Genomic DNA, 26,483 nt, shown 5'->3' with positions numbered 1-26,483 from the left:
TGAAAAACAGGGCTATTTTAGGAGATAATTTGATTTTACAAATAAAATAAATTATGTCGGAGTAATTTTCAAATGAAATGCAATATAAAGATTAAAAAAATTAATTAACTTGTAAACTTAAGATATAAAAAAATATTTTTTTAGATTTAGATCTATGGATTAATTTCATTACGTTGTTTTTCAAGTTCAGCTTCGTAGTGAGTTTGACACAACCCTCCAGATGGAAGAATTCGAAGATCTGTTTTTTTATCAAAGAAATGAATTTGATCATCCATGAATTGCACTTTTACTGGTTCATCGATCTTCAATTTTGTAATTCCTTCTTGTTTGACAATAATTTCTAAATTATCGAAAATTGAATTACGAGATTTTCTTTTAATAGAAAAATCAATATATACAAATGTATCTGAACCAATAGGTTCTAGAACACCAATTGTTGCATCCAGTTTTGCTTCAGGAGTATTCAATAAAATATGTTCAGGTCGGATACCCAAAGTTACTTCTTTATTAATAAAATCACTTAATCCTACTTTATAATAATCAGGAATATTATATGAAAATGCTTCTGATACAAATTGAAGTTGTTCACTGTTTTTTTCGATTCTTCCTTCAACAAAATTCATAGGAGGAGATCCGATGAAACCAGCTACAAACTTATTCACTGGTTGTCGATACACTTCTTCTGGAGTTCCAACTTGATTTGCTATGCCTTCATTTAACACTACAATACGATTTCCTAATGTCATTGCTTCTATTTGATCATGAGTTACATATAAGGTCGTAACTCTAAGCTTTTTGGTTAATCGTTCTAATTCAGCCCGCATTTGAACCCTAAGTTTTGCATCTAAATTGCTTAACGGTTCATCCATTAAGAAAGCTTTTGGATTTCGAATAATTGCACGCCCTAATGCAACTCGCTGGCGCTGTCCACCACTCAATTGTTTAGGTTTTTTCCAAAGTTGAGTCTCAATGCCCAATAACTCAGATGTTTCTTTTACCTTTTGCCTAATTTTCTCTTCTCTTGAAAGATATTCTTGAAATATTGGAATCTTCATTTTCATTGCCCAAAAACGAAGATTCATCATTTTAATATCTTGTCTAGTCTCAGGGAAGGAATATAACATAAAAATCCACCCCAAAATCCCTGCAACAAATATTAAATTAATATATTCCGGAACAATTTTACCCAAAAGCTGGCAAAATCCATAATATAAACCAACAATACCTCCGTAAAATAAAAGAAGAGCCATCGAAATCATCAAGTTTGCCCATTTTATTTTCTCTCGATTTCTGATACCAAATGCAAGGTTTTCATAGATTGTATAATGGGGATATAAAGCATAGGACTGAAAAACCATAGCTATATTCCTATCTTTCGGAGATATATCATTGATTATTTCTCCATCAATAGAAATAGTACCATTAGTTATAGTTTCTAATCCCGCCAACATTCGCAGTGTGGTAGTTTTCCCACATCCGGATGGTCCGACTAAACAAACGAACTCTTCATCAGATACTTCTAAATTAAAGTTCTTAACTGCTTCAAATGTTCCAAATTTTTTAGTGATATTCTTAAATTCTATTTTTGCCATTTTAATATCTCCTTACTTTACACTTCCTGCAACAGCACCTTTAGCTAAATCTTTTTGCATAAACAAAAAGAACAATACAACAGGCAATGCAACCAGAATAGAATACGGAGCAAGTAATTCAAAAAAAGGAGCTTGATCTTGAGCATTCTCATAATTATCCGATAATAATGGTAAGGTATAATTTTGAGGTGATCGTAATAATGTCCGTGCTAAAATAAAATCTTGCCAAGAACTGAGAAAAGTGAAAATTAAAACTGCGACTAATCCAGATCGAGCAAGTGGGAATGCAATTTTTGCAAAATTACCAAATCTTCCCGTACCATCAATAATAGCAGCTTCTTCAATATCTACAGGGATAGTTTCAAAATAACCTTTCATCATCCAAGTACAATAAGCAGTAGTCCCAACGGCAGAAGCTAACAAAATTCCACCAAATGTATCTACAAAACCTAAAGAAGCCCATATTACATATTGAGGGAGTAAAAGAATGATTCCAGGAAACATTTGTGTCGTTAGGATTAAATAAGTTAAGAAACTATTCCCTTTAAACTTAAAACGTGCTAAAGCATAAGCAGAGGTGACTGAAATCATAATTCCAATTAATCCAGTTCCCAAACCTAAACCAAAACTTCTTAAAAGTGCACCACTAAATGAAGGTTCATCAGAAGAAACTGCAAACATGACACTTGAATAATTTAAAATTAAATTATATAATGGTGAACCAGGTGATGCACCCCTTAAAATCTCTTGATATGAAGAAAGTGACACTTTAATTACCAGATATACGGGAAAGAGCGAAAAGATGACATAAGCGATTAACACTACATAAAATGGAGTCATTTTTATTATTTGAGAACTATTTTGAATAAATTTCTCCTTTGATTCATTAGATTGAAAGAAATATTTATTAAAATCAACAATCATTAAACCAATAACAGCAATAAGACCAATTATGCCCCAAATTAATACTGTAATATTATTTGCTTCTTCTTTAAAATAAAGCTTAATTAAGTTAATAAAATAAATTAAGAAACCTCCTAATATTACCAAAAACAAAATTCCGAGAATTTTAATAATATTTTCTTTCTTAGGACTATTTTGAATTATATTAAAAGCAAACAAAACAAATACAGCCAGATATAAGAACATGAAAATCAAAGTAGAAATTTCCATAAATTCCGAATAATTTCCTATATCCCCTCGAATCCAATCTGCACCGCTTTGAACTTGATCAACTGTATCTGGAATGGTTTCAATTATTTTAATAGATTGATTAATCCAAAAACTTGTAAAGATCGCAATTCCAGTATAAATTAAACCAAGAATTGAAACCATACGCATTTTGTCATCCCAATTTTTATTTCTTATGACATACACGATTATTGCTATTGAAACAATGGTTAAAACAACCAAAGTTGCAAAATAAATTCCATAATTCATGTGCAATAATCGTAATACACGAGATAAATCCCCATCAGGTTGATCTCTATGATAGATTGGATTGTTATTTTTCCATAAAGATCCAGTCCCATATTTAATACGGTTCCATAATATCGTTTCTGTCTGCCAAAAACCTCCAATTATAAGAATTAATCCCATCACTATTAAAATCACAAGAAAATTTATTGGTCGAGTTTTAAATTTCTGGTTATTCACAGAGACATTGATATTATTTAAATCATTATTAATTTCTTTTGTCATAGTGATTTTCAACCTCCTTTAAAGTTTCTTTAGGTTCGCTTTTTTCTAATTGACTCATTTCTATATATCGATTGTAAATCTTTTCTTCCAACGTTCCTTCTTCACCTATAAAGATTTTATCTGGATTAAATATCTTCTTGTAAGCCCGAGTGAAAGTTGTTAACAGTAGGAATACAATGAAACTTAAAGCAGCGGCTCTTGCATAATCGCGAGATTCATCAAATAAACTATAAATAAATGTTACAAAAATGGAATATAGCCGACTATTTGGAAGATTTTGTCCTTGTGCCAGAATATAAACAACATTAAATAAATTAAAGGTCCAAACAAATCCTAGCAATGATACTGTAAAAAGAGTAGGTTTAATTAAAGGAAAAGTTATTGATTTAAATTGAATCCATGCATCGGCTCCATCTATTTCTGCAGCTTCATAAAGATCTGGGGGGATACCTTGCATAGCAGCTAAGAAACTAACCATCATGAAAGGAACTCCTAACCAGATATTAATAATTATAGCTGAAAAAGTAATCATGATAAACCTTTTATTTAAAATATATACTGAAGAATTTATCCAAAAAGAATCACCTGTAGTATCTTCTATATTGATTATTTTATAACTGAATAAATTGTTCTCAATTCCACCTAAAATCGGATTGATATAATAATATAGAAGCCATCCTAAAAGTATTCCTATGATTAAAAATACACTTCTAATTAAAGCTCGATAAGATTTATCTTTTATAATTTTTAGTTCAAAGAAATTGATTGATATTGAAAGAACTGCAAAAATAACTAGAGCACCAAGAATAATTGAAATTAAATTACCAACATTAAATGTGAAAAATCCTTTTGGAAAAATCTTATCTGTATTTTTTCCTAAAAATCCATTTGGATTAAAAATGAAATTTTTCCATATCAATGTTGATGCAAATGAAGGAATTGCCCAAGGAATTATAAAAATACTGCGGAAAAAACCTTTTCCGGCAAATTCACGGTTCATTAAAACAGCTAATAAAATTCCAATTATAACATGAAAACACACACAGATAACTGTCCAAAAAACAGTATTAAACAATATTTGGACAAAATCTAGTTCTGTTGCGGTTAATACTACTCTATAATTCTCTAGTGGAATTACAATTGGAATGTAATTCCATATAAATCTTAAAATCCATAACAAAAAGGGAGCAACTAATAACCCTGAAAGTAAAACAATTAAGGAAATTACTGGACTGGAAAGTTTGGATTTTTTCTTGAATATTCTATATCCTAAATTAATATATAAAAGATAAAAAATGGCTAAAACTAATAAAAATAATCCATAACTAATATCACCATTAGCTGAAAAAATACTGGTATCTGTATATGTAAAAAATTCAAAAAACGAAGTATTATTTAAGTTTTTAAAATTGAAATAGAATTCAAATAATCGATCTCCTAAATCTCCAGCTGTAGGATTTATATATAAACTCATAATTAAAGCGAAGAAAATAGGTAAGAAAATGAAGATAATAATGGAAAGTAAAGCAGGAAGAAGAAAGAGATAAGCCGTAGCAAGATCATTTGAACGCATCGTTCCTTTTGATTTCTTGCGTTTGGTTGTTTTTTTAACTTGTATTTGTGTTGCAGTTGTAATAGTTGACATTCTTATTACCCCCGAAGAAAAGAAAAAAAGGAAAAAAAAATTAATTCCTTCGATTCCGTAAAAGAAGGAATGTAGTAATAGCAATCACTCCAATGAATAAACTGATAGGATAAGAAGGAATCGAACTTGTTCCTTGAATCACATCATCAGTTGAAACTCCTGATTTTTTGGGCAAATATTCTGCCCACCTTACCAAAGTATTTGCAATACATTCATCAAGTGAAATTTCTCCAGCTAAATATTCATTAATTCGATCCCCGAAGTCGGTTTCGATTTTAGCCCAATCTTTCGAAACAGGAACACGAAGTGCTGATTGAACCGCATCCCAATAAGCTTTAACATAAGGATAAGAAAATGCTTCCTTAACTTCTGACATTTCCATTACGCTTTTTCGAGAAGGAACGTGATAATAATCAATCGCACCAATTTTTTGAGCTTCTTGACTACTCATATATTTAGCGAACAATACTGAAGCATTGTATTCTGCAGAATTTGGAACTACATGTTTGGATATTACATAACCATGACATCCCACAGGTGCACCTCTATGACCTTCTTCATCATGAGGTAGTTGTAAGATTCCAAGATTATCTCCACCTTGAAAAATAGGTTCTATTTCAATGTTCTGTTTTAATTCCCAAGGTCCTTGATTAATCATTGCCACTTTTCCTAAACGAAAACTTGGATTCAAAGGACCCCAACCTTGATCTAACCAATTTGGAGTAACTGAACTATCAGTAAGGTTTTTCAAGAATTGAAGAGCTAATCGTGATTCAGGGCTATCGATAGCAACAGAATCTATATAAATTTCATCATTGTAGAACATTTGAGCGCCATGACCAAAATAATAGGGTTGTGCACCAAACATCATTCCTGCTAAAGTTGTAGCATAAACATAATGGGTTTCTCCTCCATATTCGTATTCAGTTCCATTAACTTGATTCAAAATGTCCAAATATTCATCCCAAGTCCATGAAGTATTAATGCTTAAAGTACTTGTATCAATTCCAGCCAATTCAAAGATTTCTTTATTATACATAATTGCTGGCGTGTCGACTAATTGTGGATATGCCCAAATTTGGTCATTTCCTTCAGAATCAGGATATGTGACCATTTCAATGGAAATATTGATGAAATCATCTAAATCTTCTTGAGAAAAAGTATCTGTCAATGGATTCAACATACCTGATGCAGCAAATTCTGGAATCCAATCCCGAGTAGCACGCATTACATCAGGTTCTGTATTAGCAATATACGAACTAGTAAAAAGATTGCGCGCATCGAAAAAATCGACATATAAAGCATTAACTTCAATATCAGGATGTTCAGCTTCAAACTCTGTAACTAATTGAACAACTCCTGGTTCTTCAGCAATATTTTCAGTATACCAAAAATTAATGCTTATGACAGCGGATTTTGGTTTTTGTGTATCTCCAACAACATTCGGGACAAATGCAAATCCAGAAATTGTAAGTAAGACTAAAAAGAATACAATTTGCTTTTTAATTTTCATAATAATTCCTCCATTTTTTAGTAAAAAAAGAAATCAATCCCAATCCTATTATGCTACTTACTATTATTAATGATGGACTTCCAAATGAAATAAAATTACCTCCTGATTTTTCTCCATAGAATTCGAAACTACTGACATCTTGCCCAATGGCGGGATGATCTGCTTGTCTGAGTACTTTAGCATCAATTCTTACTTGTAACGAAGTTGCACAAGTTGAGCCATTTTGTGCTCCTCGAATCATCGAAGTTACTTCCCCACTAAATATATCTTTAACATATAAAGTCCAAAATCGAGAAATATATACTCCGGTGGCACTATCAACCAAAGGTTTATATGATTGAATAATAGTATTTTCAGAAAGACTGGTATCAGAATATATTGAATCAATTGCAGGAAGTAAATATTCATTCTTAGCATATTCTTTCATTGAATTACTTGAACATAAGAAATTAGCCAAATTTAGCGCTTCTGTACGGTGAATTGTGGAATTACTAATCATTAAAGCGGTAACCTTCAAAAATGGAGCTTGGCCAGTTTCATCTTTTGGTACAGGGGCAATTCCTAATTTCGATATATTTGAGAAAATTCCACTAGACATAAGTTTCTTCAAATCTTGAGAAAACAACATAGTAGAACTTACATTTCCATTTAGTGCAAAATCTTCGTAAATCTTATCTGTTTTTAAGCTATTATCAACATTTACATAATAACCAGATTTATACGATGGAGTCAATTCATAATAATTAGCGATTTTATATATAAAATCCAATGCATTCACAGAGTAATTTTCAAGTATTTCATTATGACTAGCATCCACAGTGTCATTTGAAAAGAGATTTCCACCTGCACCGAAAAAGAGAGAAAGTTCTGCATCAGGGAAATTTAAAAATGAAAATCCAAATTGTTTATCAGAAGGAAGACTTTGATCATTCATTCGTGTAATTGCTTGTTGAAATTCATCGACATCCCAATTTCCATCTGCTTCAGGAATTATAGCGTTCGATACATTATCTTTGTTGTAGATAAAGGCCATAACATCGACAATTTGAGGAATACCATAATAAGCTAAGAGATTTGTATCATAATTTCCATTTTCAATATAGAAATACGAAACAGCCCTAAGAGCTTGTGGTAAATATTCTTCTTTCAATTCACTTGGTAAAATTGGTGTTATATAATTTCGATGAGCTAAATCAGGAATCCATTCAGCATCTCCTTGAATTAAATCAGGTGCATTTTCAGAACCAAATGCATTTTTATAATCCAACCTCATAGAATCTTCAGAAACATATTTTAATTCAACAGATACATCATGATCTGTTTCATATTGAGCGATTAAATCCAGCATAGTGTTATCTAAGAAATCATCTTGCATGTACCACATCACTAAAGATGTTGTTTCAGCATGCACAGGGATAGCAATCTCTGAAGCAATGACACTTGCCAGAAAAAGAGTTATTATTGCAGTTGCAATTAGTTGTTGCTGTTTTTTCATATTTATCCACTTTATTTTTTCTTTTATGACATATATAATGGTTGAGCATGAAAAATAAAAAAAAATTAGTAATTCTTAAGTTTTTTAATTCGAATATATGCAATTCCTATAAATATTGAGAAACTAAGATACATTATTGAATATCCAGGAATCCCTTTCTTTGTTCCATCTTCAATGTCTTTGAGGGAATTCACCGTAATCACAATTGAGGCATTTGCGGACTTTCCATTTGTATCAAAAATCTTTACTATAACAACATATATTCCTTCTTCTAATGTCAGAGTGTAATCAGTTGCATTTGCTGGTAAGGTGGTTGTAAGAGTATTATTTACATAAATTTCAAAATAATCAATTATGACATCAGATGGAACAGAAAAACTAATGCTAATATTCATTGTATTAGAATTTTCAGGAAGAGTATAGTTTTGTACAACTGTTGTTATTTCAATACTAGGATCCACAACCTCAACATTATCCATACCAGAATAAACTGCAGGAATTGTACAATAAGTCTCTGAAGTTTCATCATAATCCGCTAAAATTTCAGTTTGATTCATATAAGAGGGAAGGAGAACATCTACAACATTCGGATCATATGACGAATCATCTCCACCTCCAAATTTCCATTCTTGGGGTTGAGCATAGAATTCTCGGAATGCTTGAAAATCTTGAGAACCTACAACTACTGTATAAGCCCAATCTGTTTGAGGAAGTCCAATTACTGAAACGGGTGCTGAAAAGACAATAACTTTATCAACAGAGTCACTAAAAGTACTAACTCCAGAAACTTGAGTATCATCTTCAAGCAAAATATATTGCAACCAACCATCTGCTCGAACCATGTATTCCCATGCATGTTCTGATGAAATATTAAAATGACCATTTTGATCACAATCTGTTCTTCCTGAACCAGGAACATTATCTTCATCGATATACACTTGCATAAGAGGATGACTGTAACCTCCTGGACCATTCCAAGGATTGAATAATTCACGGAATTTGAACTCGAAATATACTGTATCATCAATATATCCAACTCTGAACCTTAAAATATCCATTAATCCAGTTCTATTTACATCGTAATCAGGATGCATCTGAGGATTAGTAGGGTAAATTCCATGTTCATCATAAGCTGGATCATCCATAGCAAATACTTCAACCATATTAACTCCACCAAAGGGGATATTTAAGCTCCATGGCCCATCTTCAGGGGTAACATCAAAATTCTTCATAATCGACTCGTTAGTTGCCAAAAATCTGAGAAATAACAAATCACCTTTTTCGATCCCTAATAATGAAAATGGAATACTCATTTCACAGAAATCATTAATTGCCAGAGATACAGACGGAGTTGGAGAAACTTCATCCCATAAAAAGGAAGAATTAACCTCAAAAACAGAAACAGTCCCCGTTTCTAAATCAATTCTGATTTCAGTAGTTAATTCAAAACCTAATATCCCAGAAGGATCAGATGCATCAGAAAATCTTGGAAATATTGTAGAATATTGTGCATTTGGATTTGAGAAATACAAACCTACAGAATATCCAGAGATGGAACTTAGAGGAAAAGCATCAGTGGTATCGAATCGTATATGTAGATCAGTAAGTCCTTCATCAACGCCCAAATAAAGATCTTTGAATAATTTGGTGGGATCAGATGCATTTGCATTCGAATAATATGCTGCTAAAGCCCATTCTTCACTGCTAGTTTCAGTTCCATCAATTGTTGGTAAATATTTTCCTTGTATACTAGCAGATACAGGGGGAAGCATTTTTAAGTATAAATACGGATAGTTTTCCATTATTTCAGATTCCGTCCAATTGATACTTTTATAAACACCCCGAAGAATTGTTTTAAACTGCCAATCGAATAGTTCATCATGCCCGGAATCTTGATCAGCACCATACCACCAAAACCAATCACTTCCTTCAGCAGCATATAAAGCTTCCCATGCATCTGGTAAATCATCTTTAGATAAACTGTTATCGGCCATATATTGAATAAGATCCTTTCTTGTGGTAATTAAACGATTCCATGCTTCATTTTCATCATCTTCACCAATCCATGTATTCAAATCCCCTGCCCATGAACCAGTTGCTAAATTAATTTCTTGTAAAGTGTTAGGTGGATGTTCAGCAAGATATTGTTTGGGAGTTATTGTTCTTAACCATCCTTGATCTTGTGCTTCTTCTAATTTCTGATACATGTATTCACGGAACAAATTTCCTGTATAATCAACACGGCCATCTCCATCTAAGTCATATTGATAATTTTCCCAAGCATTTTCTCCATCTAAAGCTACTGTAAAGACTGGATCTTCATCTCCTGTCCAACTATCTCGATAATTTTTTAACATTTCGATCATATTTGTAGCTGCAACTTCTGGATCGAGTCCGCCATAATTAAATCCAATTTCATCAGATAATTGTTGATGTCTGAAAAATACAACTGAACTTAATCCATCCTTTTTAACAACATAGGGCTGAAACCATTGCTCAGGTGTTAGTTGACTTACACCCAAACTATTTTGAAGAACAGTATAATCAGTAACAAACCATTCGATATCACTTTGGTTCACTAATGGAATAATTTCGTCGCTAACTGCTTCTTCTGAAGGCCACATTCCAACTGGATATTTTCCAAATAATGAAGCGGTGTAATTTCTACCTTTTTGAATTTGAGTTAAAGCATCTTCAGTCCAAAGAGTATTTTGATCAGGTAATGGTAAATCTGCAACACCTTCATTCACTTCCCTTGCATTGGTTAAATTAATTAATAAGGGTAATATAGGATGATAAAAGGGAGTAGTAATTATTTCCAATCTTCCTTCGTTTTGAAGATTCTTATGAAGAGAAATCACTTTATCCACAATAGAATAAGCATAATCCAACACTCCATTTTTAAATGCACTTGTATAACCTCCCACACCGTTTGCATCATCAGTCAAGACTTTTAAAGTATATCCAAAAGGGTTAGATGGAGGTTGATAAGGTTGTTCTGTAGTATAACGTGGATTTATCCAATGAGCAAAAAATAAGCATTTCAAATCCAAGAAGTCTTGATCTGTAAAAGCATCAACAGCTTCTTGTAATGTATTATAACTATTCCGTTTCTCACTCAATTCAAAATATCGGGTGCCATTTTGGCGAAATTGACCATTAATATCGAAGAAATATTGAAGAACTACACTTTTATTTTCATCCGACATAGCAGATTCATCCATTCGAGCTAATTCAATTCTTCGATCAAAAGCGGTTCCATTGATATAATCTACAAGTTGTTTTAACATTGATGGTGTTAAATTGATTGTAACGTTGATATCAGGATAATCATTAAGTACATCAGCCATATAAGGATATGAGTTAGAACCATGCATAAAAACCCAAGGTTGTTCATATATTCCTGTTTCTGGATCTTGATATGAAGGCTGATGTTGATGCCATATCATAACTAAGTTTAGTACTGTATCATTCGATGTTATGGTCTCATAATTTATTGAAGTATTAGGCATTTTTGTTAAGGAAACAAATGATGAATTATATCCAGATGAAAATGTAGGAAAGATTATCATGATAAGTAAACTGGTAAAAAGAATACCTTGTGAAATTTTATTCATTTTTTTTGAAATATATTGCAATAGTATTCACCTTTAGAAATTAATTACTAAACAGTTTTTTTTCTTTTTTCACGCATAAATTAAAAAAATACAAATAGTAAATATTAAATTAATTTTTGGCAAAATAATCGCCATAAAGATAAAAAAAATATTAGAGATGAAACATTTACGAGTCTAAAGTTTCATCTATAGTGGTTTTAATAATTATATTATTATTTTCTTTTTCTGAGTAAAATGACAGCTGAACCAAATAATGCCAAGATCATAATTCCAACACTATAACCTGGAATCTGTAACCCTCCACTTGAATCATCAGTGGATGTGTCATCAGTTGCTGTATCATCTGTAGCAGTATCATCTGCGGTAGCACTTGCAACATTAATTGTTATTTCATCATAACCTGCATTTCCTGATTTATCTGTAGCAACAACTCGAATAATATTTTCACCAGCAGATAAGGCAAGAGTAGCAGAATTACCTTCACCAGCTTCAGGAACAAGCACACCATTTACATACACTTTTACTTCTGAAATTCCAGCAAAAGTTCCTTGTGCAGGATCTTCAACAGTCCATGTGATTTCTTGATCAATTGTAGTTCCAGAACTGATTGTAAGGTTAGTTCCATCTGAAGGAGATGTAATCTCTACAACAGGATTTGTCGTATCTACTTCAAAGGATAACCCATCTCCGACAGCTAAAAGAGTAGCATATTGTTGAGCACCAACATCGTAGCCAGTTGAAATTGTTTCTTGTAAAGCAACTGGATCATCTGCAGTTGGAACAAGAATATCACAGTAATTTGGATCATAAGCACTATCGTCCCCACCTCCAAAGTTCCATTCTCCATTTTCAGCAAGATGATTACGGAAATCGTTAAAATCTGCAGAAGCAACCATAACATAATATTTCCAGGAACTATTAGCGACTGTATGAATTAATGTCTCAGGAATATATAGATTAAACCAATGTTCGCCATTAATAAATTGATATCCTGTAGTAATACCTGTTCCATCAGTTTGAGGTGATGCGATAGTTTCTGGAGTGAAGTATCGGCTCATCCATCCATCTCCATAGAATCCAATATCCCATGGATATTCATCTTGCACTTTTATATTTGATTTCAAAACACCTTCAGTTGTACCACCAGGTTGCATATCAATTAATACAACAAACATTTGATGTGAAAAGTTTCCAGCACCCCAACCTGGATCATAAGAATCAAGTAATCGAAAATCAAATGAAGTTCCATAAGCGTTAGCACTTACATTGAATTGTAATAGATCGAAAAGCCCTACTCCTGGACCAAACGCAGCATTAGTTGGATAAGTTCCCCATTCATCACCTTGAGGATCACTCATATTGAAAATGATAGATTTAGGAGGTTCAATGCCAATATGAATTAAGAAGGGTCCAGTTTGAACAGTGTTGTTATTTTCTGCAATGATATAAAATTCAACAAGTGTTCCATTTGGAAATGGTCCTAAACTACCTTTGAAAATAGCATTGTCGGAAGAAGGGGAATCATAGGTCATAGGAGATAATAACCAACTTCCAGTATCATTCAAGGTATAGTTGATATTTACATCTGTCATTACATCAAAAGTAACCTTATCTGTTCCATTCCATAGCTGTTCAATTTGGACCTCGACCTCAAAAGATTCATCCGGATCTTTAAATCCACCTGCAGGGGTAACTGCACCGATAAAACCTAAATCAATTGGAGGCATTGGAGAAATACCGTTCTCAAATGAATAATATTCTTTTGCAACAGTTGCATTTACATTACCTGCATAGATAAACCAGTAAAATTTATCTCCGACTGAATATCCATTTTCCACCATTAAGGGGATTGTATATCGATAAATCTCATTAGCACCAGCCATGTCGCCACTTTCATGATACATCATAACTTCATAGGAAGTATTTGTCATTGAAGTAGAGTTATAATACGTTATATTCAAGGTAGGCCATTGAGAATTATTCATAAATTCAGAATGACTATCGGTATACCACATTTCATAGTAAAATTCCATATCCAATCCAAGAGTAACATTTCCATCCTTATCATTTACTTTTGCACTAGTATAAGAACCATCAGGATTTTCTCCAGACCATCCAAGTGTATATGGAATTAATTTAGGATCACCATCTTCATCTGCAATTTTCACTGCAACATAAGTATGATATTCATCATTCTCAACACCACCATATTGATCAGGAATAACATCTCCAGGATTTCCACCAATCATAGCGGCGAAGAAACGTAATTCAGCATCTGCAGGAATTCCAGCAGGATAAAGAAGATCATATGGAATAAAAGCTTCAAAGGTCATAGGAATACCATAGCCCCAAGTTCCATCAAAACTAGTCTCATTCAATGTAGAAGCAACAAAACCAGTAGTTAGATTTGCATAATTCCCAGTTTCATCTGTAAAGTTTAAAAGACTCCAAGGACTTGCCCAATTTCCTTCATCTGATAAAAGAACTAAATTGGGTACAAATCCATCACTTACAAACTTTAAGCTTTTTCCATAAGTTGGAACAGTACTATAATCAGTTATTCCAGTATTTCCTGCATCGGTATCAATAAACACGTTAAATTGATTAGCAGGCCCGGCAAGAGTAATTTTCAATCCCAAAAATATTCCAGTATCGTTTAAAGCAAAATACAACCCATCAAGACCCCAATCAGCACCCCAAGAAGATTGATCAGGATCCAACCTTACTGTATAATTGCCATCAGTCCAATCACTTCCTATAACACCATCAATAACCACATTATTATGACTTGAAGTATTTACAACTGCAGTCACACCGGTTATAAAGGGAGAAAAAGACATGGCAACTAACAATGTTATAAGCAAAACACCAGTTGATTTTTTCGTCATGATAGTTGTCACCGATAGATTTATTATCATTTTTTCAATTTCTTTGATTGAAATTGAAAGTGTATAAATCTGGTTAAAAAAAAAATTGACATTTATTATTAAGATGAAATCCTATTTAAAGATCCCACAAAAATGGGAAATGTTAGAACTGGGAAACGTTTATAAAAAATTCGTTAAAATCGCTTGTTGAAGCGTTTCGCACAGAACCTTGAACTTACACAAAAACATTGATCTACAAATTCTATCGATTTACATTCGATTGAAGCCTTTAACTCATCGATCTTCATAAAAAAATAAATATAATTTTATCAGTTTTTAAAGGCCTATGAAAATATAGTGTTAAACATTAAAATAGATTTTGGTTTCAAGATTTTAATTGTAATACAATTTTTTGTTAAACATCCAGCTTTAATAAAAATCAATTAATCTGTTTTATAGATAGTAGTAATAAAAAAGTGAAAAAAAAATATTTAAAACAGTTTTTGTGTTTAACAGAATTTTAGTTAATTCCATAAATTAAAGCATTTCTATGAAATATAAAGAATAACCAAATCTGATAAATGGATACTATATATTGAAATATTAAAGATTTTGAAATATTTGCTATTATTCCGCTTTTCCACTAAAGATTGTAAAACTCATCAATTCATATAAAAACACGAGGATGCAAGTGTAAAGAAGAATTACATATCTTTTACATTCAATTCAACTTATGCTTTAATATAGCAATAACTCCAATAAAGGAAGCAATTACTAAATTTAATTCTAAATAACCATTAATTGAAATCTGATTTACACGTTGAGAATCATCAGAACTGGAATCATCTAAGCCATTATTTGTGTTTGTATTTGAATTATTATCTATTTCTGGAATCGAAAGAATAATTGGTTCTGGTAATGATAACCATGTTTCAGCATCCCCATAATCATCGGTGGTCATATCATTAGGTACCGAATCAGCAGCACCTGATTTTCCTTCTTGAGTAGAAAAAAGCATGATAGAAAGTTCATCACCTTCAGATAAATCAAGCATTTCATAAGGTATTTTGAATGTAGCGAAGCGATATATTGATGAAGAACGAAAATCTTCTATTGGAGTTAAATTCCATATATTTTTCCAATTTTCTAATTCATTATCATACATGTATAATGTTGCTGTTTGAATTTCATTACTTGGATCTTCATCCACATCTGTTGATGAATATAATATAAATTCTGGTAAAATGGAACCAGCAAAATTCAGTTGATCATGAAAATTTAAGCCCCAATTTGTTCCCCCAGTTTTAGTGCTGAATGCAATTCCGAATTTCAAATCACCTCCAGAAGTCCAAGTATTCTCTCGATATGGAAAGCCAATATATAAATTCTCATGATCTTTCGACAAATAGAGATAGGATAAATCTTCTGGTCGTCCCTTTGTATCATCAAATGGATCAGAATAGATAGGAAAACCCCATTCTCCAGAAAGGAGAGGATCTTCAACACTCCAATTAATCTTTCCTGCTTTTATTTTCATTTCAGTATAAGGACGTAAATGATTGATTGGTCTCGGTGCAAATACTAATTCTGATCGGAGATCTATGGGTGATAAGATACGGTAATCATTTGCAGGTATTTCAAAGGTTAATTGCCCAGAAGAATCAACATTGACAGGAGATTTATATGGATTAGTCAAATCATAGAGCACAACATTTAACCACTGGGTAGAAATCGTGCGAGTTTTATTCTCAATTGGATCATCGTTTAAAGCAATGATATATCCTGTATTATTCCCAGAGCTGCTCATACCCACATCCTCAGCAATGTATACATCTGAATCCGTCCATCGTGTTTGCATGATACCTGAGCTTAACTCATTTCTTATTCGAATTAAATTGGTGATATGAGAATGATACCAAAGATCAAAATAATCTTTCCAAAATACAGATGGATATCCAGGATGAGTCAAAATATATGCATACGCCAAATGACGGTTGTAATCTACTCGACTGTATTCATCCCGTTCTGTGTCATGATTCATTACGAAAGTAACCGCATTATCAGGATTAATATCTATTAATTTATTAACATAATCAAGTTCCATCATGTTAAAATTTCCGTTTCCATCACACATATCTTCCAATCGGTAAATCAAGGCAAAATCGAAAGCGCTAACAGAATTTTCAGTAGATTCTATATAATTTTGGATCTTATTCTTATCCCCGTGCCAATATTCAGCAACTCCCCAACCACTAACATTTTGCATCCAGTCTCGTACAAAGGCTGGATCAAAATTTACCACATTATCAAAACGCCATCCATCGAATCCAATATCGTTTGCCATCCATTTACCCCATTCAATCAAACCATTACGAACATAAGGATTAGCATGACATAGATCAGGAAAGTTAGCGAATACTCCTTCATCAGCTGTTTCATATTCACATGGATGAAAACAAGTATAATTTCGTGGAAATCGACCGCTGGCGATATTAGTAAAATTTGTATAGGTATAATCTTCCACATTTGGATTATATTCCAAATCACCGCCATTATTATGGTTAACTACGATATCTGCAACCATCGCAATATTATTTGCGTGAGCATTGGCAATTAAATCGCGAAGTTCGGTTTCTGTGCCAAATCTGGTTCGTACATTCCCCTTTTGATTATATGAACCCAAATCATAATAATCATACGGTTCATATCCCATTCCAGATACACCACTTGTTCCGGCAGCTTTATATGGAGCAGGTAACCAGATAGAATCGATTCCTATTTGACTAAATTCTGGAATAAAATCATTAATTGTGTTCCACCAATTTCCTTCTGGACAAAGCCAATAAAATCCTTGAAGCATTACACCTTGTCCTATATTAACTGAATCGTAAAAAGAAGAAGAGGAGTAAGGAGAGATTTTATAACTAGAATTTGAATTATAATTTAATGTAGAAATAGGAAAACTTAATTTTTTATCCTTTATGATTAAAAGGTTCATAAATGGCATAGATAAGAAAGATATAATGATAAGAATAAATACAATGTGATTTATTTTTCTCTTTAGTAAGAAAAAATTCTTTAATTTCTGGTTCTTTCGATGCATATCAATGTTATAGAGTTGTCACTTGAAATAATTTCGTATTAATACGTATTTTATTAAATTCTAAAATATCATTTTAATTATGTAAATGATGCAATCCTTTACCAATTAAGAACATGATAATGTTTAAGATATTTTCCTCTGTATAACCACGTTCTTGAAGAACGCGATTACGATTTCCCAATTCAGTTATTATACCATTGATTAATAATGCAAGTATTTCAACAAAATCATTTGATGAAATCTCTTGTTTAAGAATTGATGAACTAATCTCTGATAAGGCTAATTCTTCTTCATTAAAAGATTGTGCAATAGTATTGCGAAATTCTTCCCATGCTTGGAAATATTCCAACTCACTTTGACTTACAGATTTTTGATCTTGAATCAATTTGCGTTTTATAATCAAATATCGATTTTGTTTTCCAAATAAATTAAGAATTTGAAAAATACCATGATTAGTTGATACAAAATGGAAGTAAGCTATACTTACTGCATTTAATCTATTGGCAACATCATCTTGATAATGAAGTCGAAGCTGTTCATTCATAAAATTGGTTAATTTGCGATAACTATATGCAGCAAATCCTGTAAGTAAGTCGTCTTTGGAAGAAAAATAACGGTAAAGAGTCGGTTTTGTTAATCCCGCTTCAGCAGCAATATCTTCTAAATTTAATTTATCAAATGAAATAAAGTGATTCTTTTCACCTAAACGTTCAAGGGCTTCCAAAATATCTGCCCTACGGCGTTTAAAATCGAGGATTTTTCGTTTTTCTTTCGGACTTAAGGTTGAATCCATGAGGTATTTAGAATAATTACTACCCCGTAAAAAATGTTTACGTTGGTTCAGAGTAAGTATAAATTTAAATAACTATAACGCTTAATAAAGGAATGATAAACAATGGTTCTGGGCTATGCGATTACAGAATATCCAAATACAGCGGAAATATATGCAAAAATGAATCAATTACTTAAACTTCCTTTGTACAAGGTCAATGCTGCTAAAATGAAACAGTATTTAAACTTTTTTGAACATAATTGTTCAAGATCAAAAGCGATAATTACTGATGCAAAACAATATATACCAGGAGGGGTTCAACACAATCTTGCATTTAATTATCCTTTTCCATTGGTAATTGAAAAAGCAAATGGAGCTTATTTATATGATGTAGATGGTAATCAGTATATTGATTTTTTGCAAGCAGGTGGCCCAACTCTTCTAGGTAATAATTATGTGCCTGTGCGCGAAAAAGTTATCGAGGTTATTCAAGAATGTGCCCCTGTAACGGGCTTATTTCATGAATTCGAATTAAAACTTGCAAAAGAAATCCATCATCATATGCCTGCTGTTGAAATGTTTCGCATGCTTGGCAGTGGTACTGAAGGAGATATGGCTGCAATTCGTATTGCCCGATTGGCTACAAAAAGAAAAAAAATAATCAAATTAGGTGGTGCTTATCATGGGTGGAGTGATCAATTAATTTATGGAATACACTTACCTGGAACTAAACGATTTGAAGCACATGGAATTCCAGCATCTTGTTCCCGACATACTCAAGAGGTATTTCCAAATGATATTCATGCTTTGGAGAGACAACTTCGATTAAATAAATTCCAAGGAGGAACAGCAGCGGTGTTATTAGAACCAGTCGGTCCCGAAAGTGGAACTCGGCCTATTGATAAAGAATACATTCATCAAGCAAGGGAGTTATGTGACAAATATGACTCATTATTAATTTTCGATGAAGTAGTTACAGCTTTTCGTTTGGGTATGGGAGGAGCACAAGGTTATTTCAAAATTAAGCCAGATCTCACTGTTTTTGGAAAAATTGTAGCAGGTGGATACCCAGGTGCAGGTGGTGTAGGAGGTCAAGCAGATTTAATTAGTTTTCTAGCTGCAGGAGTGGAGACTGGTAAAAAGCGTGCTTATGTGGGAGGTACTTTATCAGCCAATCCTTTAAGTACAGCAGCAGGATATTATTCAATTAAAGAAATTGAAAGAACTGATGCAGCGGTTAAAGCGGGGCAAGCTGGAGATAAATTGACTAAGGGGTTAAAAAAAATTATTAATGATTTAAATCTTCCATTTGTTGCCTACAATCAAGGATCGATATGTCACTTAGAAACGGTGGGAGCAATGTTTCTCAACTTAAATTATCTAAAGATCTTTAAGATATTAAAAGAAATTAAGGAACGTAAATTTGCAATGGAAGAATATGGCGCTGCTTATATGGCTGAAGGAATGATCACACTCGCTGGAAGTAGGTTGTATACCAGTATGGCAGATACATCAGAAATAATCGATGATGCTTTATCAAAATTTGAAAGAGTATTTCAAAATATCCAAATACCTTAATAGAACTGTATTCTTCCTATTCTTTAGGTAGAAAAGATCTTATCTTCATATTATATTTATATTTTTCTCTTCTTTTTTCGATATTATATGAAGCAAAGTAATTCAAAATCTCTCCGTAATGTTAAAATCTTGGAAAAACATGACAAATATGTCGGTATCAATATTGGTGCAGTATCTGTAAATGTAGTTTGGAAAGAAGAGAATGGAACATTTGTCAGTAAAAAGCAAGGACATTTTGGAAATCCTCAGATGATTTTAAACGACATTTTAATTTCAAACCAATTATTGAATAATAACTCTACTTCTTATTTTGAAGTATCTGGCACTTTTGGAGAAATTTCCGAAATTAAAGCAATTGAACGAGGAATCCAGCAAATCAACCAACAATTAGATGCTGTTCTTTCTTTAGGGGGAGAAGCATTTGTCTTATATTTACTTGATAAACAAGGACATATAATAAATATTTTATCCCAAGACAAATGTGCAGCAGGTTCTGGAGAATTTTTCCTGCAACAAATTGAACGACTTAATTTAAGCTTAGAAGAAGCTATTGATCTGGCAGAAAAAGGAAAAAAAATTCAAATTGCTTCACGTTGTTCTGTGCATTGTAAATCAGATGTAACACATAAACTTAATCGTGGCGAAGCTTCCATTGAAGATATCTTATTCTCTTTGATTTCGAATATGATTAATAAAAGTTTAGCGATGATCCAGCAATCGCGTGTTTCAATAAAAAATTTATTAGTAATTGGGGGACTTACACTGAATAAAGTTGTTGTTCAACAACTTCATCAAACTTTATCAGAGATAAATGTAATTATTCATCCATTTTCTTCCTTATTTGAAGCATATGGAACAGCTTTATTAGCACAAGATAATCCAATAAACAGAAAACCCTTATTAAAAATTCAGCAAACTTTCACAATATTACCTTCATTGGGAAAATATAGCCATTTAGTTAGAGATATGCAAAATATTCAGAAAAAAGATATACAAATTAAAAAAGATAATGCTGAAATTGATCCTCTGCAACCATATATATTAGGAATCGATGTAGGATCAACCACCACAAAAGCAGTTCTATTTCATCCGGACAATCGCCAGATTCTTGCATCACATTATGGTAGGACAAATGGAAACCCTATTGAAGCCACACAGAAATGCATTCAAGAAATAATTAATCAAGTAGGTTCAGTAAATGTTAAATTAATTGGAGTAACCGGCTCAGGAAGGCAAATGGTGGCTGCATATTTAGGTACTTCAGCAGTCTATAACGAAATTTCAGCTCATTCAGAAGGAGCAGCTTATTTTGATCCTGAAGTTGATACGATTTTTGAAATTGGGGGTCAAGATGCAAAATACATGTTTTTAGCAAATGGAGTTCCTGTAGATTATGCCATGAATGCATCATGTTCAGCAGGGACAGGTTCATTTTTAGAAGAAAGTGCGAAATGCGACTTGGGTGTTACAGTATATGATATTGGAGATGTCGCAATTAAATCACCCCGAGCAGTTAGATTTAAAGCCGATTGTGCAGCATTTATCAATTCCGATATTCGAACTGCTCTTCAAGAAGGCTATTCTAAACCTGAAATTATAGCAGGTTTAGTATATTCGATTGTAAATAATTATTTAAATAAAGTAAAAGGAACCCGCCCTATTGGTAAAAAAATATTCTTACAAGGTGGTGTTGCAAAAAATCGAGCAATGGGAAATGCTTTTGCTCAAGTGACAGGGAGAGAAATAATAATTCCCCCATTTCCAGAATTAATGGGTGCTTTTGGTATCGCTTTAATTGCACAAGCTAAATTTAAGGAGGGTGAAGTATCAGCAATGCCTCCAAATACCACATTAGATCGTATTATTGCAACTCCATTGAAACATTTGGGCTCTTTTACATGTAAATCATGCCAAAATTACTGTCAAATCGAACGTTATGCTGTAGGAAATCGGAAATTTCCATTTGGAGGAAAATGTACTCGCTATGAACATATTTGGAGACAAACTAAATCAATCCAAGAACAGGAAGATTTGGTTAGTTATAGGACAAACCTTATGTTTCCTGATTTAAATGAAAAAATTTCACAAGGTATCATTGATATTTCATCAACGGAAGAATTACAGAGAATTGGATTACCACGTGCGTTGTTAACTCATAGTCTTTATCCACTTTTCTCAACTTTCTTTACAGAATTAGGGTTTGAAGTTATTTTGTCAGATATTGATCCAGATTTTGCACTTATTCCTAATGCACCGCTGTGCTACCCAATGCAAATATTTCATGGAGCTGTGGCCGATCTAGTTAAAAAGGGAGTTCATTTCATTTTTACACCTCACATTACAAAAATGAAGAAATTTGAAAAATGGTATAGTTCAACTTTTTGCCCTATAACTCAATCTGGGCCATATATGGTTACCCAAATTTTTAATCATGTTGAATTTTTAATTCCTGAGCTAGATTTTAGTCAAGGCTATTTTGAAAATGATAATATAATAAGAATGGCGGTTGAAAAACTCCATGTTGATGAAGATGTAGCGTATGCAGCCTATAATACTGCAGTGCTTGCTCAAGAAGCTGTTGAAGAAAATTTAAAAGAAAAAGGACGGACGGTATTACAAAATCTAATTAAATCAGGACAGACAGGAATAATAATAGTTGGACGCAGTTATAATGTATTTCCCAAAGAAACATCTCAAAGTATTCCCAAAAAATTGACAAGTATGGGTGTTCAGGTTATCCCATTTGATTTTTTGGAACCTACTTCTGAATCTGATACTCCATGGTATTTTGCAAATTATGTAACTGAAGCAGTAAATATAGTAAAGCAACATGATAATCTTTTCCTGCTATATATCAATAATTTCAGCTGCACTATCGATGCATTTATTCAACATTGGGTTAGATCTCAAATGGGTGCTAAACCATATTTATTGATGGAACTAGATGCTCACATGGCTGATGCTGGTACTCAAACCCGCCTTGAAGCATTTTTAGAAATTATTAAAAATTACAGACAGCAGAACTACGATCCTATCACAAATTCATTCCGAATCGCAAGAGTAGAACAAAGAAATGGAGATACAGTGATTATACGCACTTCTGGAGAAGAAATTAACATTTTTGATCCTAAAGTCAAAATACATCTCTTCCCTTTTTCACCTTATCATACTGATTTATTTGAAAAAATGCTTTCAAGTTATGGATATAATGTTGAACCTACAGGAGATATTCAATTATCATATCCCGTAGAAGGTTTGAAATATTGTTCAGGAAAAGAATGCATCCCACTTCCTATTGTACTTGGACACATCCTCCACTTAGTTAGAAATCGTAAACCTGGAGAAATAATTGGATATTTCATGTTACGTGGTGGAGAACCATGCGTGGTTTTTAGTTATGGCCAATATATAAGAGATTTTCTAGAAAAAAATCATATTTCGGATGTATTCTTCTTTGATTTTGATAAAAAAAGTAATTTTATGGGAGCAAATATTATGAGTGTGATACAATATGCTCCAAAAATTCTGATATTAGGTGATATAATAAATGATATTCACAGCGCACTTGAAGTTGTGGGAAGACCGGGAAGTATAGATCAATTACAAGTGTTTTGGAAAGAATTGCTAAAAGGGTTTAATTCTCTCTCCGTACTCGATGGATTGATTGATAAATTGATAAATCAGATAACAACAATTCCAATCCAAAGTACACCTCAAGAAAAACCAATAGTATTACTTTCTGGAGATTTCTTTGTTCGTTTCAGCCCATTTTTCTTGAAAGAATTGAAAAAATTATATAATTCACATGGAATAATCGTAAAATCAACTGATTTATTCGAATTATTTGCTTATGGTATTCCTTTTGGTAGTTTGGTTAATCCAAAAAATCGGAGTAAATATCTTAATAAAGTTAGAGATAAATTTAGAGGAAAAGACAGAATTTGGAAGAATTTCTCTGCCGGTTTTTATGCAAGCCAATTAATCTACAAATATATGGAACAAGTAGATCATAAACTCCGAAAACGGTTTGAAAAAACTAATTTACTTTTTGCACCTCCAAACGATATAATTCGAATTGTGAGAAATGCAGATGCACTTATTAATCCTCAGATTTATGGAGAAGGTATTCTCACAGTAGGAAAAGGAATTGAAGTACTTGAAGATCAAACCTATGATGGATTAATTTTAATTGGTCCACAATTTTGCCTACCTTACCGAGCTTCACAAGCAATTCTTAAACCAATATATTATGAAAACAATTTTCCTTATATGGTTTTTGATGCTGAAATATCTGCGATATCTCCCAATATAAAACGATTAATCGAATCTAATATTGAGCAGATAAAACGACACTTTGAAATACGTCATATAAATATCGATGATAAATCAAGCGCAAAGAGAAAGTTTATATTCAAAATTCTGGGTGGTTAATTAGATTATTTTAAATTTTAATTTTCCCATATCTACTGACTTTTTTTTTATGACCTTTCATATTAATCTTCATCATCTAAATGAGTTGTATTTTATCAGAGTGCGAGAAAAGGGAGAAAAATTACTGTGAAACCTCATGTTTTTTTTCCTTCTACTAAAAAAAAATTAAATAATTTAGTCTCTATGATTATCGAGATAACTTTAGATTTTTCGTTATTTTCATTATTATAATTTAAAATAATATTATTAAATAATTAGTCAAAACATTATATCTTGAATAAAGAATGAAATTGCGCTATAAATTCCACATTTGGCTTTTTAATATAATTGCACCAGGCTATCAATGGTTTTTTCGTTCTCAACTTAACACATATCGTAAATTACTGGAGAAATTTAATTCAAATTTACCTGTTCAAGCACCTGCTAAAGTTCTTGATATAGGATGCGGAACTGGAGCCTTTGGTGTTGCTTTTCAAGAAAAAGGATTTAGTGTTTTAGGAATAGATAGTTCAGAAAAAATGATTAAAATTGCCAAAAAAAACGCTCTTGAAGCCACACGTACAAATTTATTAGAACCTTTGCACTTTCCAGATGATTCTTTTGATTTAGTAATTGCAGCGAATGTTATACATGGATTTCAAGCAAGTGAAAGAAAGCAAATCTATCAAGAAATTGCCCGTATTAGCAAAAAATATGCACTTTTCCATGATTATTCAAAAAAACGAAATTTTTTTGTTACATTAATCGAATGGATCGAACATGGAGATTATTTCAATTTTATTCGTAAAATTCCTGAAGATTTTCTTCAAGTATTTCAAGAAGTTAAGGTTTTTGGTGAAAAAGATGATTCTTCTGCTTGGTATTTATGCATAAAGAAAATGAAAATATAAGATTTGGTTATAAGATTTGATTTCCCATCACGTTATAAGCTTTAATCGGCAATTCTTTAGCAAAACTTTGCTGATATTCTTCAAAATTTAGAGACCAAATCATGCTGTCTTGTGGTTCTTCTTTTTCATTTAAAACTCGATCCCTTAACGTTGCTTCGTGCTTAAAATTTAATTTTCGAGGTATTGAAGCACTTCTTATATTTCTTGGATCACAATGAATCTCAACCAAATGAAATTGATAAATTTCAAATGCAATTTTTGTAAGTGCTGCTGCAATTTCAGTAGCTATCCCTTGATTAGTGAAATCTGCATGAATCCAATATCCAATTTCGATAGAATTAGGTCCCGCGCGTGGATGAAGTCCTGTTCCTCCAATTAATCGATTCTCTTTTAAATTAAAAATGCCAAATACAAATTCTTTATTCAGATCAAAAGACGCACGCATATTACGAAGACGATTAATCTTCTTTTCAATTGGTTCAGGCTCCACATGAACCCAAGGCATCCATGGTTTTAAATGCTCAAGACTTTCAGTAATTGCTTGTTCAAGTAAAGGTGCATCCTTAGGTTCATAGCATCTGATAATTGTTCTAGGTGTTTCAATTCGATATATTACTTGTAAAACAGGGATTTCCATAAATTATAAATAAAATAGAATAAAACAAAAAATTTTCTATTTTTCATATAGAAATTCTTTCAGTAAATGGAATTATCCGCCGGAATGGTGAGTTACCATATCTATTTCTGCAACTTCTACCGATTTTCCTTCAATTTGCTCGATATTTCGTTTTAAGTCAGTAAAAAGGTTCCCCTTAGAAACCTGGTGACCTTGATTAAAAAGTTGGTGAGATTCATAAAGAGTTGCTAATTGCTTAGATTGCAATGGTTTGCCAACATTTTCTAATTCTTCAATAGCCTCTGAAATAATACTATCAATTGACATATGATCATGGTCAATTTTGATATAGAAGGGCGAATCACTCAATGCAGTGTTTATTTTTAAAATATAAGTGGAATTTTTCATTATATTTACCTTCTTTTTTTAAATAATTTTTTTAGAATGCAAAGATAATTAGTCTTTTTATCTAAAAAGAGCCAATCAATGATTCTTTCAAAAAAATAATCTTTTAGAATGATCTTTTTTATCTTTCATCAATTTGAAATTTTTACCCTAATAAAAAAGATCTAGATAAAATATACAAAATTTAATTATTTAAATCTATCTCGCAAAATACATCAAAAAATACTAAAAAAATAAAATTTCATCAATGTGAAATAT

14 protein-coding genes are annotated in these 26,483 nt (G+C 32.2%); 3 read left to right on the top strand and 11 right to left on the bottom strand.

Annotated elements, in window-relative coordinates:
* Window positions 1-152 precede the first annotated feature (152 nt).
* The 9 genes from ACXLDF_RS17120 to ACXLDF_RS17080 form a co-directional block, all read right to left on the bottom strand.
* Complete coding sequence (locus tag ACXLDF_RS17120) at window positions 153-1,592, bottom strand: ABC transporter ATP-binding protein (protein WP_457559775.1); 1,440 nt, start codon at window positions 1,590-1,592, stop codon at window positions 153-155.
* A gap of 12 nt (window positions 1,593-1,604) precedes the next feature.
* A complete protein-coding gene (locus ACXLDF_RS17115; RefSeq protein ID WP_457559774.1) occupies window positions 1,605-3,293 on the bottom strand; it encodes a carbohydrate ABC transporter permease in 1,689 nt (562 codons plus the stop codon).
* Window positions 3,277-4,938 carry a carbohydrate ABC transporter permease gene (locus ACXLDF_RS17110; RefSeq protein ID WP_457559773.1) on the bottom strand — a complete coding sequence of 554 codons (1,662 nt, stop codon included), beginning with the start codon at window positions 4,936-4,938 and terminating at the stop codon, window positions 3,277-3,279. The genes ACXLDF_RS17115 and ACXLDF_RS17110 overlap by 17 nt, the downstream gene beginning before the upstream one ends.
* 40 nt (window positions 4,939-4,978) lie before the next feature.
* The gene (locus ACXLDF_RS17105) at window positions 4,979-6,451 is read right to left on the bottom strand and encodes an extracellular solute-binding protein (RefSeq protein WP_457559772.1); all 1,473 of its coding nucleotides are present in this window, start codon (window positions 6,449-6,451) and stop codon (window positions 4,979-4,981) included.
* A complete protein-coding gene (locus tag ACXLDF_RS17100) occupies window positions 6,441-7,946 on the bottom strand; it encodes a sugar ABC transporter substrate-binding protein (protein ID WP_457559771.1) in 1,506 nt (501 codons plus the stop codon). Before ACXLDF_RS17100 ends, ACXLDF_RS17105 begins: the two co-directional genes overlap by 11 nt.
* Before the next feature lie 65 nt (window positions 7,947-8,011).
* The gene (locus tag ACXLDF_RS17095) at window positions 8,012-11,584 is read right to left on the bottom strand and encodes a glucodextranase DOMON-like domain-containing protein (protein ID WP_457559770.1); all 3,573 of its coding nucleotides are present in this window, start codon (window positions 11,582-11,584) and stop codon (window positions 8,012-8,014) included.
* Window positions 11,585-11,775: 191 nt separating this feature from the next.
* Window positions 11,776-14,451 carry a Loki-CTERM sorting domain-containing protein gene (locus tag ACXLDF_RS17090; protein WP_457559769.1) on the bottom strand — a complete coding sequence of 892 codons (2,676 nt, stop codon included), beginning with the start codon at window positions 14,449-14,451 and terminating at the stop codon, window positions 11,776-11,778.
* Window positions 14,452-15,151: 700 nt separating this feature from the next.
* Window positions 15,152-17,437, bottom strand: coding sequence for an alpha-amylase family glycosyl hydrolase (locus ACXLDF_RS17085; RefSeq protein WP_457559768.1), 2,286 nt, complete (start codon window positions 17,435-17,437; stop codon window positions 15,152-15,154).
* 169 nt (window positions 17,438-17,606) lie between these two features.
* Entirely contained in the window at window positions 17,607-18,326 is a 720-nt protein-coding gene (locus tag ACXLDF_RS17080) for a TetR/AcrR family transcriptional regulator (protein WP_457559767.1), read from the bottom strand.
* Between the two features lie 102 nt (window positions 18,327-18,428).
* Between ACXLDF_RS17080 and ACXLDF_RS17075 the strand changes: the two genes are divergently transcribed.
* From ACXLDF_RS17075 to ACXLDF_RS17065, 3 genes are all read left to right on the top strand, one after another.
* A complete protein-coding gene (locus tag ACXLDF_RS17075; protein ID WP_457559766.1) occupies window positions 18,429-19,883 on the top strand; it encodes an aspartate aminotransferase family protein in 1,455 nt (484 codons plus the stop codon).
* A gap of 87 nt (window positions 19,884-19,970) precedes the next feature.
* Window positions 19,971-24,314 (top strand): acyl-CoA dehydratase activase, encoded by a 4,344-nt coding sequence (locus ACXLDF_RS17070; protein WP_457559765.1) that lies wholly within the window; start codon window positions 19,971-19,973, stop codon window positions 24,312-24,314.
* 284 nt (window positions 24,315-24,598) lie between these two features.
* A complete protein-coding gene (locus ACXLDF_RS17065; protein ID WP_457559764.1) occupies window positions 24,599-25,204 on the top strand; it encodes a class I SAM-dependent methyltransferase in 606 nt (201 codons plus the stop codon).
* 7 nt (window positions 25,205-25,211) lie between these two features.
* Here the strand turns inward: ACXLDF_RS17065 and ACXLDF_RS17060 are convergent, their stop codons facing one another.
* Both ACXLDF_RS17060 and ACXLDF_RS17055 read right to left on the bottom strand, forming a co-directional pair.
* Window positions 25,212-25,841, bottom strand: coding sequence for a GNAT family N-acetyltransferase (locus tag ACXLDF_RS17060; RefSeq protein WP_457559763.1), 630 nt, complete (start codon window positions 25,839-25,841; stop codon window positions 25,212-25,214).
* 72 nt (window positions 25,842-25,913) lie between these two features.
* Window positions 25,914-26,189 carry a hypothetical protein gene (locus ACXLDF_RS17055; RefSeq protein ID WP_457559762.1) on the bottom strand — a complete coding sequence of 92 codons (276 nt, stop codon included), beginning with the start codon at window positions 26,187-26,189 and terminating at the stop codon, window positions 25,914-25,916.
* Window positions 26,190-26,483 lie beyond the last annotated feature (294 nt).

Source organism: Candidatus Harpocratesius sp. (assembly GCF_054039255.1).
The sequence above is the reverse complement of the archived record's forward strand: the minus strand, read 5'-3'. Positions and strand labels throughout refer to the sequence as shown.

Bases quoted from the DNA above. Each gene is read 5' to 3' on its own strand.
- ACXLDF_RS17120 (WP_457559775.1), bottom strand. From the start codon at position 1,592: ATGGCAAAAATAGAATTTAAGAATATCACTAAAAAATTTGGAACATTT.
- ACXLDF_RS17115 (WP_457559774.1), bottom strand. From the start codon at position 3,293: ATGACAAAAGAAATTAATAATGATTTAAATAATATCAATGTCTCTGTG.
- ACXLDF_RS17110 (WP_457559773.1), bottom strand. From the start codon at position 4,938: ATGTCAACTATTACAACTGCAACACAAATACAAGTTAAAAAAACAACC.
- ACXLDF_RS17105 (WP_457559772.1), bottom strand. From the start codon at position 6,451: ATGAAAATTAAAAAGCAAATTGTATTCTTTTTAGTCTTACTTACAATT.
- ACXLDF_RS17100 (WP_457559771.1), bottom strand. From the start codon at position 7,946: ATGAAAAAACAGCAACAACTAATTGCAACTGCAATAATAACTCTTTTT.
- ACXLDF_RS17090 (WP_457559769.1), bottom strand. From the start codon at position 14,451: ATGACGAAAAAATCAACTGGTGTTTTGCTTATAACATTGTTAGTTGCC.
- ACXLDF_RS17085 (WP_457559768.1), bottom strand. From the start codon at position 17,437: ATGCCATTTATGAACCTTTTAATCATAAAGGATAAAAAATTAAGTTTT.
- ACXLDF_RS17080 (WP_457559767.1), bottom strand. From the start codon at position 18,326: ATGGATTCAACCTTAAGTCCGAAAGAAAAACGAAAAATCCTCGATTTT.
- ACXLDF_RS17075 (WP_457559766.1), top strand. From the start codon at position 18,429: ATGGTTCTGGGCTATGCGATTACAGAATATCCAAATACAGCGGAAATA.
- ACXLDF_RS17070 (WP_457559765.1), top strand. From the start codon at position 19,971: ATGAAGCAAAGTAATTCAAAATCTCTCCGTAATGTTAAAATCTTGGAA.
- ACXLDF_RS17065 (WP_457559764.1), top strand. From the start codon at position 24,599: ATGAAATTGCGCTATAAATTCCACATTTGGCTTTTTAATATAATTGCA.
- ACXLDF_RS17060 (WP_457559763.1), bottom strand. From the start codon at position 25,841: ATGGAAATCCCTGTTTTACAAGTAATATATCGAATTGAAACACCTAGA.